A 14,409-nucleotide genomic window follows, 5' to 3' on the forward strand; every position below is an offset into this window, starting at 1 on the left:
AGTCCATCCCGTTTTGTGGGTGGACTTTTTTGTGTTTTTGAAAAAGGTAATTCTGTTCCCGCTATCGGACAACCTCAAGCAGAATAGAGGGGTAATTGTCCGTTAGTACGCCTCTAACGGTCAAACAGAAGCAGAATCTAGAGAAAAGTGTCCGTTAGAACGCCTCTAACGGTTAAACAGAAGCGAAATCCAGAGAAAAGTGTCCGTTAGAACGCCTCTATTGGCCAAACTGAAGCAGAATCCAGAGAAAAGTGTCCGTTAGAATGCCTCTATCGGCCAAACAGAAGCGGAATCCAGAGAAAAGTGTCCGTTAGAACGCCTCTAACGGTTAAACAGAAGCGAAATCCAGAGAAAAGTGTCAATTAGAACGCCTCTATTGGCCAAACAGAGACAGAATTCAATGGAAAGTGTCCATTAGATCACCACCTCCCGGGCATGATCAATGGTAATTAAGTGGAAAGTGGTTTTCAAGTCCTCATAGGATGATAAAGTTTGTTTTAATGAATGGGATTCTGTTTTCGATTATTTTGTCCTCGAAAATTCCTTCCATTTCCATTCTAAAAATAATATAGTTAATATGAAACTTTAATTAATTATTTACGACTAATCTAATGAATACGGAGGCGAAAAGACCTATGAACTCCGTTTTTGATGAATTGTATCAAAAATATCATCATGACGTTTTTCAATTTTTATTTTATATGGTAAAAAGCAGGGAGTTGGCCGAAGACCTTGTGCAAGAAGTGTACATCCGCGTATTGAAGGCATACGACCGGTTTGAAGGCAAGAGCAGTGAGAAGACCTGGCTGTTTTCGATTGCGAAGAATGTCGCAATTGATCATTTCCGAAAACATAAGGGCTGGAAACAGCGATTGCTTGAATCCTTCGATATGTCTGCGCGCCAGGTAAGGGATGACCAGCCATTACCTGAGGAAATGGCGCTCCAAAGTGAAGAAATTCAAATGATGTACAAGTGCCTCGATCAATGCACGGTTGACCAGCGAATGGTCATCATCATGCGCTATATACATGAGCTATCCATAAGTGAAACAGCAGAAGCTTTATCATGGACAGAAAGCAAAGTGAAGACAACCCAGCACCGCGGGTTGAAGACGCTGAAAAAGCTTATGGAAGAAATGATTGTAAAGGAAGGGATGACTAGTGAAAAAGTCACAGCTAAGCGATAAGCAGCTAGAAGAAATCCTCGGCCAGATGCCAAAGATAAAAGATCATCGCGACTCTCGTGACATTTATTCAAATATCGCCCATCGTGTTGAAAAAAGAAAGAAAATGCCAGCATGGGTTATACCGGGCGCTGCACTTGCTGCCGTACTCTTCCTCGCATTCATCCTTTCTCCTGGACTGCTAGGTGTTAACGACGCATCACAGGAAAGTATGGACAGAAACTCCGCAACAGAAGCCAAGTCGTCAATGGAGATGGATACAGCTGTCAGGGATGATTCGGCAAATAAAAGTGCTGCTAAGGAAGAGAGTACTTTCATGGCGGATTCAGCAGCTGGTGAAGAAAAAGCAAATGAATTTGCCGCCATGGATCAAGTAAATCCATATGAGGGACTGATTTCGTTATATCCAGAGGAAATAGACACCGAGACTACGGAATTCCTCAGCTATGCCATTCCTGACCCGAAGGTTATGACTGTTGTTCCAGTTACGGTTACAATCCCAAAGCAAGAAGGGAAAAGATGGATAGACAGTTATACAGAAATGATGCCTAAGCTTAAAGAAGAGGAATGGGGATTGACCGATTACTATCCAATAGATGCATCCTGGAATTACGATGAAGCGACCAAGACACTGACAATGGATGTAAAACCAGATCACCCATTTCAATATGGAAGTGCTGCAAACATTATTTTTGTTGATTCCATGACACAGAATTTCTCACGAGCAGGGATCAATAAAATGGTGTTGACGACAGAGGGCGAACTGGGGATTAATCTAGGGAACTTTGGCACCATGGAGGAGCTTCCGATTAACTCAGAAACAAAAAAGAGGCGGGCGTACTTATTTTTGACTGTGGAGGAGGTACAGAATCCGTACCTTGTTCCAACTAAAGAACAGTTTAAAACAATTGGCGAGGCTTTTGCGCAGATGTGGAAGAGTGATGAGATAGGGTACCTTTCACCTTCCCTGCCGGATGATTTCAAGCTTGCAAAAACTGAATCAAAAGATAAAGTGTTAGAAATCACTTTAACTGATGATACGACTTTGAACGAAAGTTTCCTGCCACATCTCGAGGCCATCTTGATGACAGCGAGCGAGTTCGAATATACAGGTGTTAAATTCACAAATGCCAACATTGACCAGATTGGACCTTTCAATATGAACGAAGTCCTCTCGCTGCCACTCGCTCCGAACAAGAAAAACATTGACTAAAAGAAAGGCCATCTGGTCTTTCTTTTTTTTGCTTAAGCACTTCAAAACGCTAGCACATAAACAAATTTTCCTTCTTTTGCATAAAAAAGCAGTTTCCCACCAATTATAACGAATGTGCTTTTTTTAGCTGCTTCTTTTCCACTATCCAGTTCTATTTTTGTACAGGCTGTCATAGGGATGGAAAGGGAGCAAAAAGTTAAGGAGGAAGAAAATGCAGGATTACATAAAGCGTTTACTCATTGCCGGGATCATGGCACTTTGTATCAGTTTGCTATTTCTTGGCGGAAAGCACTCTCAAGCGGAAATGCTCGATTTAACAGAATTAACTTCAGATTGGGTATGGCCTGCTGATGGAGTTATAACAGACTTATATGGAACCCGTCATGGCCATCATAAGGGAATTGACATTGCTGGTGAGTTCAAGACACCTATACATAGTGTTGATAAAGGGATAGTAACAAAATCATATTTTTCTGGTTCCTATGGACATGTTGTGTTTATCAAGCATGATAACAACCTTGAAACTGTATACGCCCATTTGAATAAAAGAAACGTAAAAGAAGGACAGGTCGTCATGCAAGGTGATGTAATCGGATTAATGGGAAATACAGGCGATTCCTCTGGGGTTCATCTCCATTTTGAGATTCATAAAGATAATTGGACCTATGAAAAGGAAAATGCGATCGATCCTGTATTGGCACTAGGTGAAGCTGTAGTGGGACAGCCTATTTTAGCTATGGAGAAAAAAGGAAGTGAAGTGACGTTGGAGACAGTCGCCAAGCTTCGATTGATGGATAATATCGATATTAGTAATAAAGGTGAAAGCATACATCCTGACGATGAAAATAAAAATGTAGAGACGTCACTTGCAGTTGAGCAGCGCTCTTCAGAAAAGCACACCGTCCAAAAAGGGGAGACTCTTTGGTCAATCGCAGGGAAATATGACACCACAGTAGAGACCATTAAAAAAGAAAATAATATCAGCAGTAACCATATCTCAGTGGGTGACATTTTAACAATTAAGAGTTCATCTAAAAAGAGCTATGTCGTTTCTTCAGGGGATACTCTCATCTCAATAGCAAGAAAGACAAACACGTCTGTGGAAAAATTAAAGGCTCTGAACAATTTGACATCTGACACCATACAGCCACAGCAAATCTTAATTACTGAATAATCTCCCCTTGTACCATGCTGATTTATGAAAGTATAATAGGTAAAAGAGTGCAAAGGGGATGGATACTATGCTGACGGATTACCACAACCATCTTGAGAGAGGCACATTGACACTGGACTACATGAAGAAGTTCACTGATACAGCTCGTAACAAAGGGATCCAGCATTTCGGGATTTCTGAGCATGCTTATCATTTCTATCAGACTGCGGATATTTTACGCAATAGCTGGGTGGATGAACGCAGATTTTATGATATGGCTGATTACGTTCACCTTTTTGAGGAAGCCTGGAAAAATGAAATCGACGTAAAAATGTCAATCGAAATGGACTACACTCCTGGCAAGCATAAGGAGATGGAACAGTTCATTCAAAGCTATGATTTTGATTATGTTATTGGGTCGATCCATTGGATTGGTGATTTTGGAATCGACCTTGCGGAGTATCGCAAGGAATGGGACAGAAGAGATGTTTACGAAGTCTATAGAAGTTATTTTGATCAGGTAGTAACGTTGGCTCAATCCAATTTGTTTGATATCATCGGTCATATTGACCTTGTGAAAATTTTTAAGTATGTACCTGAAGATGAGAGCTTCCTCATGGAACAGTATGACCGCGCGACCTCAGCGTTGGCACAATCCAAGACCTGTGTGGAAATCAGCACGGCGGGATTAAGAAAGCCTACCCAGACTCTGTATCCGGATAAAAGGCTATTGCAGATGTGTTTTGATAAGAAAATACCGATCGTCTTGTCTTCAGATGCCCATGTACCAGAGCATGTCGGTGCTGATTTCGATCAGGCTCTTGAACTTGCAAGGGAAGTTGGCTATAAGGAAATCATGACGTTTTCCAAAGGTGAGCGAAAATCCTATCCTTTGGGATAAGATAGGGAATATCCTTGTGATGCAGGAAACGCATCACAAAAAAATACAGGCCCCAATAAGTGGAGGCCTGTTTGCCGTGTTTATAGAACGATACTATTGATTGTGACAATGTCCTGCAAGGATTCAAGCTTGCCGATCATATCTGTTGAAAGGGGCTTATCAAACGAGAGAACCATGATGGCTTCGCCGCCGGCCTCTTTTCTGCCAACCTGCATGGTCGCGATGTTCACGCCATGGTCACCCAGCACCTTTCCAACATGCCCGATTACACCAGGTCGGTCCATATGCTGGATATACAAAAGGTTTCCTGACGGATGGAAATCGATATTAAAGCCGTCGAGATTGACAATCCTTGGCCCGTAATGGTCAATGTAAGTTCCTCTCACTGTAAAAGATTCGTCATCCCCTCGTGCGGTAACTGTTATCGTATTTGCGTAACCATAGGAGTTTCCGGTCACTTTTTCACCGACCATAATTCCTCGTTCTTTTGCAATGTGGATGGCGTTCACTTCGTTGACTTTCATATCAATGCGGTTTTCAAAGAATCCTGCAAGCAGGGCCTTTGTTAAAAAAGATGTTTCGAGTTCCGCCGCAGTTCCTGAATACGTGGCTGTAAGCTCATTGATTCCTTTGTTATGGCATTCAGAAACAATCTTCCCCATTTCTTTGGCTAGCTGGTGATAAGGCTGGATTTTTTCATATATTTCTTTAGACATAGCCGGAAGATTGATCGAGTTGGCAACAGGGTTATTTTTAAAAAATGTTCTGATTTCGCTTGCGACCTGGGTGGCCACATTCAGCTGTGCTTCTTTTGTTGAGGCTCCTAGGTGTGGGGTGGCAATAACTGAATCAAACTTAAGTAAAGGGTGGTTCTCTGGGGGTTCAACTTCAAATACATCCAGTGCAGCACCGGCAACATGACCGTTTTCAATGTAATGGGCGAGTGCCATCTCGTCAATTATTCCTCCTCTTGCACAATTCAGGAGATAGACACCTTTCTTTGTTTGGCTCAAAGTCTTTTCGTTAAGAAGTCCTTTCGTTTCCTTCGTTAAAGGTGTGTGAACCGAAATGATATCTGTTTCGGCAAGGACCTCATCGAAAGACGATAATTGAACGCCCAAAACTGCTGCGCGCTCCTTTGTCAGGAACGGGTCAAATACCTTTACCGACATCCCGAAAGCCTTGGCTCTTTTTGCAAGCTCGGAACCAATCCTTCCCAAACCGATAATTCCTAATATTTTTCCGTACAGTTCATTCCCAATAAACTTATTTCTCTTCCATTCGCCATTTTTTACAGTAGCGTGTGCCTGCGGAATGTTTCTCATTAATGCTGACATCATCGCAAAAGTATGTTCTGCGGTAGAAATGGTGTTTCCATCCGGAGCATTGACGACGACAATTCCTCTTTTTGTCGCCTCGGCGATATCGATATTATCTACCCCCACACCTGCACGGCCGACGATTTTTAGTGAAGGCATCAGATCGAGCAGTTCCTGGGTGACTTTTGTTGCGCTTCTGACAAGAAGGGCGTCAACCTTTTGTAAATCGATAATTCCTGAATCTACACCCCCGATATGTACCTGGATCCCATCCTGTTCTAATAAGGGCCGTAAACCTTCTTCCTTAATTGAATCTGCCGCTAGAACGTGAAACATCCTTTACCCACTCCTTTTAGTAAAACAAAGTGTTAATTTTCTGATTATTTTACAAAACGAATATTCTTTTGTCAAACTGCGGGATTGTTCATAAATACAATGCAAGCGCTCTCAAAAATAACTAATTTATTATAAATATATTCTGTTATTCCGAATTTAGCAGAAGTTAATTATAAATAATGTGGGCAATCAAGGGCAGGTTGGCTTCTTTACAGAACGGTCAAAAAATCTTCACAAGCATACACCTTCACAAATGATTTTTTTTTCAGTATAATAAACCTGTTAAATAAATATGGTCTATCTTCGGGGCAGGGTGAAATTCCCGATCGGCGGTAATGAGATCAATTCTCTAAGCCCGCGAGCCTGCAAGGGCAGGATTTGGTGCGATTCCAAAGCCGACAGTATAGTCTGGATGGGAGAAGATGGAGGTTCTGCAGACGGTCAAAAAATGCAGGTTTTGATCGTTTATTAAGCATGCCTTTCACAAGTCTCCCTCAAGTTCAGAAAACTTGGGGGTTTTATTTGTTATGGGTATGTGATTGCCGAATCTTTCTTCTTTATGTGAGATGGATCTCTATAAGGAGAGAGTAAAAATGAAAAAATTTAGTGTCAAAGCAATGGTTTCGATTGGAATGCTTAGCAGTATCTCTTATGTATTGATGCTGTTGAATTTTCCGCTGCCGCCATTTCCAAAATTCTTAATGGTCGACTTCAGCGATCTTCCTGCATTGATAGCTGCGTTGATTTTTGGTCCGGCAGCCGGTATTTTAGTAGAATTCTTGAAGAATACGCTTGATTATTTTATGACGGGCAGTGATACGGGTGTTCCCGTAGGCCATGTTGCCAACTTTGTAGCAGGGGTTTTATTCATCCTGCCAACCTACTATATTTATCAGCGTATGAAATCAAATAAAGGAATGACGTTTGCTCTCGTGGCTGGGACAACAAGTATGGCCATCCTGATGAGTGTGCTTAACTACTACGTGTTCCTTCCTGCCTACACATTGTTCTTGAATATGCCAGCCATGTCTGGCCCAGAAGCCAAGGCGATGATCGTTGCAGGGATTTTACCATTTAACTTTTTAAAAGGCATATTGATGTCTGTCATTTTCATGCTGATGTTCACAAGAATGAAAACATGGATCGAGAGACAGCAAACATTTAAAAATGCATAAACTTAAATAGATTGATAATCAAAAAGCAACGGCCTGCACCGTTGCTTTTTGATTTATAATAGGACTGAATAAAGATCGCTTTAGCACTTGTAATTACCCAATTGCGGTCTTTGGGAAAGCAATAAGGAGTATAAAAAACAAAAAATTCCCGCTTGTAAGCGGGAATTATGTATTTACTTATTCGAACTTAGTAGCATCTCCGTTGAAAGGCTCATCAGCAACTTTGATTGAGTCTGTTGGGCAGCCTTCGAATGCATCCATCATATCGTCAATTAATACATCAGGAATCTCAACGATCCCTTCGTTTTCATCAAGTGTTACGAATGCAATGCCTTCATCGTCGTAGTCGTAGATATCTGGAGCAGCTGCACCGCAAGCTCCGCATGCAATACAAGTTTCTTTGTCAACAATTGTGTACTTAGCCATGATATAATTCCTCCCAAGTGTTTAACAATAATATGCTGTTTCCACCGAATTAGTGAAAACGTATTCCTCATACCTATTGTAAAACTGTATCGCAAACATTTCAATAAAAAAAGTATTGAGAATGCTTATCACACAAGGCATTGAGTGATTTTTTCGTTGAAAATAAAACATTTTACAAGATATTTTCATGTTAAAATAAGGGTATATTATTTTTCTGCTATAGTGGGCAACGAATATTATGTTGCCCTTTGCTTAATTTTTCATTCAAGGGTGATTTTATGGGGATAACCTATTTGGAAACAGTTGTTTTGTCTATTTTGAATAAAATCAATGGCGAAAGAACTATATATTCATTATTTCACCTTCTTCAGGGCAAACGTTCCTCGCAGACGATTCAAGATGCTCATTTGTATAAAATCACCCCATATTTTCATACATATCCAACAGTTACCCGTACTGCACTCGAAAAAATGATTGATAGGCTGCAGCAAAGGGGGCTGGTGGAGGAAATTGCAGAAACAAAGGTCATTTTAACTGAAAAGGGAAAGCGTGAGCTGGAACAAAAATTAGGTGATTATAACCTTCCAGAACATTTGAATGGCTGGAAATACCACCAGGTAACGGATAGTTTTTGGGAAAGATTGACGCTGCTGATTCAGGTGAGTTCAAACCTGATTCATCATGAACGATCCTTTATCCCGGTAAGGAATAAGCGAGAAACCCATATTTGGGTTAAACAATACATTAGACAGCAAAATGAAGATCGCTTCAAGCTTGCAGAAAGGCTTTATGGAGAGCTTATATCTGCTCTTGATAATGAAAAGGCGAGGCCGGAATTAGTTGTTTTAAGGCTGACAGGTTTCAAAAAAATTGGATTGACGACCATGCAGGCTTCTGAAGAGACTGGCCTGGAACCGGCACACTATCATTTCGAATTCTTGAATTGCCTGCATGCATTGTTTGATAAGGTGGTAGGAAACGAACATACCTATCCGTTATTAAGTGGAATGATCAAGAAAGCGGAACGAAGCGTGCCTTTGACGATATCTACTGACAAGACGTATAGATTGATGCAAAGGGGTTACACCTTGGAAGAGGTTGCAGCTGTCCGGAACCTTAAACAAAGCACGATAGAAGACCATGTTGTGGAAATAGCCCTCTCGATCAAGGAATTCAATATAGACGACTATGTTCTTAAAGAGAAAAGAGAAAGAATCCTTCAGGCAGCTTACCAGAATAGTGCAAAAAAATTAAAGAAAATCAAGGAACAAGTAGCGGATGCTTCCTATTTTGAAATCAGGCTTGTTCTGGCTAAATTTGGTGATAAGGAATGGAGTTAAAACAATATTTAAAAAGGTATTTTGGCTTTGATGAATTTCGTTCAGGGCAGGAAGAAACGATACAATCCGTTTTAGAAAATAAGCATACCATTTCCATGCTGCCAACTGGAACAGGAAAGTCCCTGTGCTACCAGTTACCGGGTTATCTTTTGGACGGGCCTGTTTTGGTTGTTTCTCCGCTGCTGTCACTCATGCAAGATCAGGTTGACCAAATGATGGCAATGGGTGAAAAGCGAGTGATTGCCTTGAATTCCTTTTTGTCACCGCAGCAGAAAGCTAAAGCATTGGAAGAACTCGAATGGTATCGGTTTATCTTCATTTCTCCAGAAATGCTGGGGATTGATTCAGTATTGAACCGGATTGAAAAATTGTCTGTCTCACTGTTTGTTGTAGATGAGGCCCACTGTATTTCTCAATGGGGATATGACTTTAGACCGGATTACCTCAAACTGGGAGAGTTCAGGGACAAGCTGGGCTGCCCTTTGACTCTTGCGCTGACAGCAACGGCTTCAGAGGAAGTCCGAATAGATATTGCCGAAAAGCTTCATTTAGGTGATTGGAATGAAGTGGTCTATTCGGTCGACCGTCCTGCTATATCACTTGGTGTGGAATTCGCATCTACCTTCCAGGATAAGCTGGACCGGACAGTGGAGCTGGTGAGATATTTGAAAGGTCCAGGAATCATATACTTTTCCAGCAAGAAAGTGGCTGAACAAACCGCCTCGTATATGAGGGGAAACGGAATCATGAGGGCCATGGCTTACCATGGTGGCCTGGACCCGGAAAGCAGGATCCTTATCCAGCAGCAATTTATCAATGGTCAACTGGATGTAGTTTGTGCCACAAGCGCTTTTGGGATGGGGATTAATAAAGAAAATGTCCGATATGTAATTCATTTCCACATGCCTATGCAAATTGAATCCTATCTCCAGGAAATAGGAAGGGCAGCAAGGGATGGCCGCGATTCGACCGCTGTCCTGATTTACACTCCGGGTGACGAACAGCTGGCATACCAGCTCGCAGAAGGGGAGCTGCCTGATCAATACCAGATTGATAGGCTGTTTGTCTTTTTAATCGAAAACCAGATACATTATCATGATCTTGCCGGGCGTGCTGAAGAACTGTCAATGATTTGCGGCTTCACCGAGATACAATGGAGAATTGTCGAAGATTATCTGTCTAATATTGAAAGTATAGATTATAACAGGGATAAAGTAAGCCTGGTCCAATTAATCGAAAATCGCTTGGTTGTAAAAAACATGAAGATCAAAAAGATGCTCGAATGGATTCACACGAAGGAATGCAAGAGGACATTTATTTTGAGTTTGTTCGGCGAAGAGATACAGGAACGGCCCCATAATTGCTGCAGCAATTGTGGGATTGATATAAGTGATTATGAAGACACCGAACAATCAGCTGGTCAATGTGATGCAAAGTTGGACTGGAAGCAGGAATTGGCTTCAATTTTATTGATAAGAGAGCGGATATAATGAAAGATCAATATAAGGAAACTGTGGCAGGGCTTACTGAAAAAGAACTACTTTTCCACTTGGTTGCTACGCAAATATTACTATTAACGATATCGGGTATATTAGGTATGATATTGTTTGATAGCTTAAATGAATTCAGAGAAATATTTATTTGGAGAGATTGGAGCATATTGTCAATTGGGCTCACTGCGGGGGCCGCAGTTGTAGTTATGGACTTCATCCTCATGAAATATCTGCCTAAATCCTATTATGACGATGGCGGCTTGAACGAAAGGATTTTCAAAAATAGAAGTGTCATTCAAATTATGCTTATTGCGGCAATGGTGGCAATAAGTGAGGAAATCCTTTTTAGAGGAGTCATCCAGACGAATGCTGGGTTAATCATATCGAGCATCATTTTCGCAGTCGTTCATTATCGTTATCTGTTCAATTGGTTTTTGTTTACTAATATCATTTTACTGAGTTTCTTAATTGGCTATATTTATATGGTGACCGATAATCTTTTAGTTACAATCGTGATGCACTTTTTCATAGATTTTATCTTAGGTTTGATTATTAAATTCAGGACTCATGCAACAGTTGGGGGTACAGACAGTGAATAAGGAAAAACCTATCAGGGACCAGGCGGAGCGACTGAGAAAAAGAGTAGAGCGCAAATCCGAGAATCTCATTGAAAAAAAAGAATCGCTTCCACCAAGAAGTGAAATGCACAGGCAAAAACAGAAAAAAACAAAAGTGAAGGTGAAATACCCGGTCATCAGGTTGATGGCTCTGTTTTTCATCCTCCTCCCTATATCATTTTTCAGCATCCTCTCTTACCTGGATAGCGCTAAGATGCCTTTAAATAGCAACCTGGAACGTGCTGGGGTAGAAACAATCAAGGTAGAAAGCAAAGATGATACAAAAAGTAAGGAACAGGAAACGGATCAGGAAGCACCATCCTATGAGGAAATTGCCAATTCAGGTGGGAACGATGTTGTCACAGCCGGACCAGCTCCTTCAAGCAGCGGGGACAAAAACACGGCGGAAGCACCAGTTGGTGATGAGGAAAAAGAAGGCGGGAAAACAGCGGTACCATCCTCCGCTGAGACCGTACAAGAACCAGCCATTGCAGAAGACACCACAGCAGCAGAGGAAAAAGCAGCCGAAAGCAGTGAAGAGATCATCTATCATACCGTAAAACCGAATGAAACTTTGTTCAGAGTAGCAATGACCTACTATAAATCCCAGGATGGAATCCCGATCATTAAAAAAGCAAACAACATCCAGGGCAATGAGATTCAAGCAGGACAAGTATTGAAAATACCGATCAAACATTAGCCGGAGTGAACTCCCGGCTTTTTTGATTGATGACTTTTTTTGCACAATATTCATATCTCCATGGACAAGTTCATAAAAATGGTATAAAGGGGAGGGCTTGCCATGGAACAAGAAATCATCAATCTGGATGACCGGACAGATCCAGCGACAAAAAGGATGCTGCAGAATTTAATCGACCGCAAGAAAAAGTTCGACCGCTTTAAATCAAGGCATCTTTTATCCGTATGGGCAACGATAGGATTGATTACCATTTACTTTTACTATCTTTATATAACGGTTCTGAAGCCGTATTCCTATTCGTTCGCTGAGATATTTTCGGTTTATGTCCAGAATACCGCAAATCTATATTTCCTCATTTTAACGGTAGGAACCTACGGATTTATGATCCTGCTGAAAGAGAAGCGCGAAAAGGCAGAAAAGGAATATCAGGCACTCCGTTGTGAAATAGTAGACCGAAGTAAGGATCTCTGGAAAAAAGAAGAGGAATGGAAAAGTCGCCATATTGTTTTTGATATGATGAAGAAACAGTTTGATATCAATCTGTTTCATGAAAATAAATAAGAAGCATCCAATGCGGATGCTTCTGCCTGTTTAGAAAATCTTCTTTTTGCCCTGATCCTCCTGGATGATTTCCACAGCTTCCCGGAAGCGCTGAGAATGGATGATCTCCCTTTCGCGTAAGAATCTTAACCCGTCGTTCAGGTCAGGATCATCGCTCATATTGATGATCCACTGATAAGTTGCCCTCGCTTTTTCTTCGGCTGCTATATCTTCATATAAATCGGCGATTGGATCACCCTTCGCGGCAATATAGGATGCGGTCCACGGAACCCCTGCAGCATTATGATAAAAAAGGGCACTGTCATGATTCGCATAGTGGGCATCAAGTCCAGCTTGTTTCATTTGTTCTGGAGTCGCATCTTTTGTTAGTTTATAAATCATCGTTGCAATCATTTCCAAATGTGCGAATTCTTCGGTGCCAATATCGGTCAATAGGCCGATTACTTTATCAGGAATAGTATAACGCTGATTTAAGTATCTGAGTGCCGCGGCCAATTCACCGTCGGCTCCCCCATATTGCTCAACAAGGAATTTGGCGAGCGTGGGATTACAGGTGCTTACTTTTACGGGATATTGCAATTTCTTTTCATAAAGCCACATGTTCCTTACCCCCTCCTAATTTGAGTTTAGACCTGCCATGGCCAAGGACTGTCATCCCAATTCCATGGATAACCTGAATAGCTGTTGCCGAATTGCTGGAGAGGTCCATACATACTTTCAACAACTTTCTTCAATCTTCGTCTTTCTTTAGCGAATTGGTTGAACTGATTGATGGCTTCATAATCCTCTGGATGGGTGTCTAAGTAAAGTGTAAGGTCCACCAGAACAAAATCTACTGCCTGGAGTTCTTCCATGGCTGCATAAAATTCCTTGGGTAATTGTTTCATGAATGATCATCCTCCCTTGGTGCCTCATAAGGTGAATACCAAGGATCATAGAAAACCTTCCAGAGTGTCCCTGTTCTTAATGCCTGCATTGGCGTGAACTGTTCAAGATTGGGAGGCTGGAAGCCCAGAAATAAATTCGGCGGAGTGGAATACGTTTTCGCCTTGATCGGCGGACAGGGGTCGAAGGGACTGGCGTACGGATACCATGTTCTTCTGAATGTAGACAAGCTAAGCCCTCCTTTATATAAACTTCATTTCATTTTATGAGCAAAATTTTAATTCATGTTAAATTTATCTGTGAAAGAAGGGATTTTTGCAGCAATGCAGAAATATATAAGGCAGGGCAGTACTTTAAAAATTCGAGGTGAGTGGAATGTTTGTTAAAAGTATCATGATTCCGAAGTATAAATGTATTACAGCGCAACTGGATGAAACATTGCAAAATGTTCTTGAAAAGCTTGATGGAAATGAAATTGATGGTGTACCTGTACTCGATGGCGATCAATATGCAGGTGTGGTCACAAGATACGGCATCTACCAGGAATATTTCAAGACAGGGGGAGAGAAGGATGATTTCCTCCAGACCAAGGTTGCTGCTGACGTACTTTGCCTTCAGGAACAAATCCTGCATGGCATTGAGATTTTCGAAAGCACATTGGTTAAATTAAAGGATATCCCTCTTATGGCGGTTGTCGATGAAAAGGGGAAATTCCAGGGAGCTGTAACACGCTCTGATGCTCTGGACCAATTCCAGAGTGCTTTTGGTGTACATAGAGAGGGTGTCAGGATTGCGTTTACTTCTGTGGAAACGGAAGGCCGTATCGCAAGACTTGCTGATATCGCCCATCAATTCCATGAGCATATCATCTCATTGGTCACATTTGATGAAACAGATAAGCTTGTCCGCAGGATTGTCATGAAAATTGAAAAGAAAGACAATATTGATAAATTCGTTAAGAAGCTGGAAGAGTCTGGATTCCGCATTCTGGATATCCACGAGGTTTAATTTTTCAAAGATAAACAGGATAATCATCCAGCGCCTAGCACCTCGAGACGTTACGGTTCGCCCATTGAAGTCAAAGAGCGACTTCACTAGTCGGCCCT

Annotated in this window: 16 protein-coding genes and 1 riboswitch; of the genes, 11 read left to right on the forward strand and 5 right to left on the reverse strand. The window is 41.5% G+C overall.

Annotated features, from left to right (window positions below; genetic code table 11):
* The first annotated feature begins 635 nt into the window (after positions 1–635).
* The 4 genes from sigX (at position 636) to AB5I83_RS02310 (ending at position 4,451) form a co-directional block, all read left to right on the forward strand.
* Complete coding sequence (gene sigX / locus AB5I83_RS02295) at positions 636–1,187, forward strand: RNA polymerase sigma factor SigX (RefSeq protein WP_448972523.1); 552 nt, start codon at positions 636–638, stop codon at positions 1,185–1,187.
* Positions 1,162–2,397, forward strand: a complete 1,236-nt coding sequence (locus AB5I83_RS02300) for a hypothetical protein (protein ID WP_448972525.1) — start codon at positions 1,162–1,164, stop codon at positions 2,395–2,397. The genes sigX and AB5I83_RS02300 overlap by 26 nt, the downstream gene beginning before the upstream one ends.
* A 211-nt stretch (positions 2,398–2,608) precedes the next feature.
* Positions 2,609–3,571: a peptidoglycan DD-metalloendopeptidase family protein gene (locus AB5I83_RS02305; protein WP_448972527.1), complete on the forward strand. Its 963-nt coding sequence runs from the start codon at positions 2,609–2,611 to the stop codon at positions 3,569–3,571.
* A 67-nt stretch (positions 3,572–3,638) separates the two neighbouring features.
* Complete coding sequence (locus AB5I83_RS02310) at positions 3,639–4,451, forward strand: histidinol-phosphatase (RefSeq protein ID WP_448972529.1); 813 nt, start codon at positions 3,639–3,641, stop codon at positions 4,449–4,451.
* 80 nt (positions 4,452–4,531) lie between these two features.
* Here the strand turns inward: AB5I83_RS02310 and serA are convergent, their stop codons facing one another.
* A complete protein-coding gene (gene serA / locus AB5I83_RS02315; protein WP_448972531.1) occupies positions 4,532–6,106 on the reverse strand; it encodes a phosphoglycerate dehydrogenase in 1,575 nt (524 codons plus the stop codon).
* Between the two features lie 295 nt (positions 6,107–6,401).
* Positions 6,402–6,534: riboswitch (FMN riboswitch) on the forward strand.
* A 165-nt stretch (positions 6,535–6,699) separates the two neighbouring features.
* Between serA and AB5I83_RS02320 the strand changes: the two genes are divergently transcribed.
* Positions 6,700–7,281, forward strand: a complete 582-nt coding sequence (locus AB5I83_RS02320) for an ECF transporter S component (protein WP_448972533.1) — start codon at positions 6,700–6,702, stop codon at positions 7,279–7,281.
* A 177-nt stretch (positions 7,282–7,458) separates the two neighbouring features.
* Here the strand turns inward: AB5I83_RS02320 and AB5I83_RS02325 are convergent, their stop codons facing one another.
* Entirely contained in the window at positions 7,459–7,707 is a 249-nt protein-coding gene (locus AB5I83_RS02325; protein ID WP_023627496.1) for a ferredoxin, read from the reverse strand.
* Between the two features lie 293 nt (positions 7,708–8,000).
* On the opposite strand from AB5I83_RS02325, the gene AB5I83_RS02330 reads away from it, so the two are divergent.
* The 5 genes from AB5I83_RS02330 (at position 8,001) to AB5I83_RS02350 (ending at position 12,418) form a co-directional block, all read left to right on the forward strand.
* On the forward strand, positions 8,001–9,047 hold the full coding sequence (locus tag AB5I83_RS02330) for a helix-turn-helix domain-containing protein (protein WP_448972535.1): 1,047 nt from the start codon (positions 8,001–8,003) through the stop codon (positions 9,045–9,047).
* A complete protein-coding gene (locus AB5I83_RS02335) occupies positions 9,038–10,537 on the forward strand; it encodes a RecQ family ATP-dependent DNA helicase (RefSeq protein ID WP_448972537.1) in 1,500 nt (499 codons plus the stop codon). The genes AB5I83_RS02330 and AB5I83_RS02335 overlap by 10 nt, the downstream gene beginning before the upstream one ends.
* On the forward strand, positions 10,537–11,139 hold the full coding sequence (locus AB5I83_RS02340; protein ID WP_448972539.1) for a CPBP family intramembrane glutamic endopeptidase: 603 nt from the start codon (positions 10,537–10,539) through the stop codon (positions 11,137–11,139). The genes AB5I83_RS02335 and AB5I83_RS02340 overlap by 1 nt, the downstream gene beginning before the upstream one ends.
* Entirely contained in the window at positions 11,132–11,857 is a 726-nt protein-coding gene (locus AB5I83_RS02345; RefSeq protein ID WP_448972541.1) for a LysM peptidoglycan-binding domain-containing protein, read from the forward strand. Before AB5I83_RS02340 ends, AB5I83_RS02345 begins: the two co-directional genes overlap by 8 nt.
* Before the next feature lie 102 nt (positions 11,858–11,959).
* Positions 11,960–12,418, forward strand: a complete 459-nt coding sequence (locus tag AB5I83_RS02350; RefSeq protein ID WP_448972543.1) for a YpbF family protein — start codon at positions 11,960–11,962, stop codon at positions 12,416–12,418.
* 30 nt (positions 12,419–12,448) lie between these two features.
* On the opposite strand, the gene AB5I83_RS02355 is transcribed toward AB5I83_RS02350, so the two are convergent.
* The 3 genes from AB5I83_RS02355 to AB5I83_RS02365 are packed head-to-tail and all read right to left on the reverse strand — an operon-like array spanning position 12,449 to position 13,532.
* Positions 12,449–13,018, reverse strand: coding sequence for a manganese catalase family protein (locus AB5I83_RS02355; protein WP_448972545.1), 570 nt, complete (start codon positions 13,016–13,018; stop codon positions 12,449–12,451).
* A 26-nt stretch (positions 13,019–13,044) separates the two neighbouring features.
* On the reverse strand, positions 13,045–13,305 hold the full coding sequence (locus AB5I83_RS02360) for a spore coat protein CotJB (RefSeq protein WP_167831399.1): 261 nt from the start codon (positions 13,303–13,305) through the stop codon (positions 13,045–13,047).
* On the reverse strand, positions 13,302–13,532 hold the full coding sequence (locus AB5I83_RS02365) for a spore coat associated protein CotJA (protein ID WP_448972547.1): 231 nt from the start codon (positions 13,530–13,532) through the stop codon (positions 13,302–13,304). Before AB5I83_RS02365 ends, AB5I83_RS02360 begins: the two co-directional genes overlap by 4 nt.
* A gap of 146 nt (positions 13,533–13,678) precedes the next feature.
* On the opposite strand from AB5I83_RS02365, the gene AB5I83_RS02370 reads away from it, so the two are divergent.
* Positions 13,679–14,311 carry a CBS domain-containing protein gene (locus tag AB5I83_RS02370; RefSeq protein ID WP_448972549.1) on the forward strand — a complete coding sequence of 211 codons (633 nt, stop codon included), beginning with the start codon at positions 13,679–13,681 and terminating at the stop codon, positions 14,309–14,311.
* The last annotated feature ends 98 nt before the right edge of the window (positions 14,312–14,409 follow it).

The sequence above is a fragment of the Mesobacillus sp. LC4 genome (genome assembly GCF_053543455.1).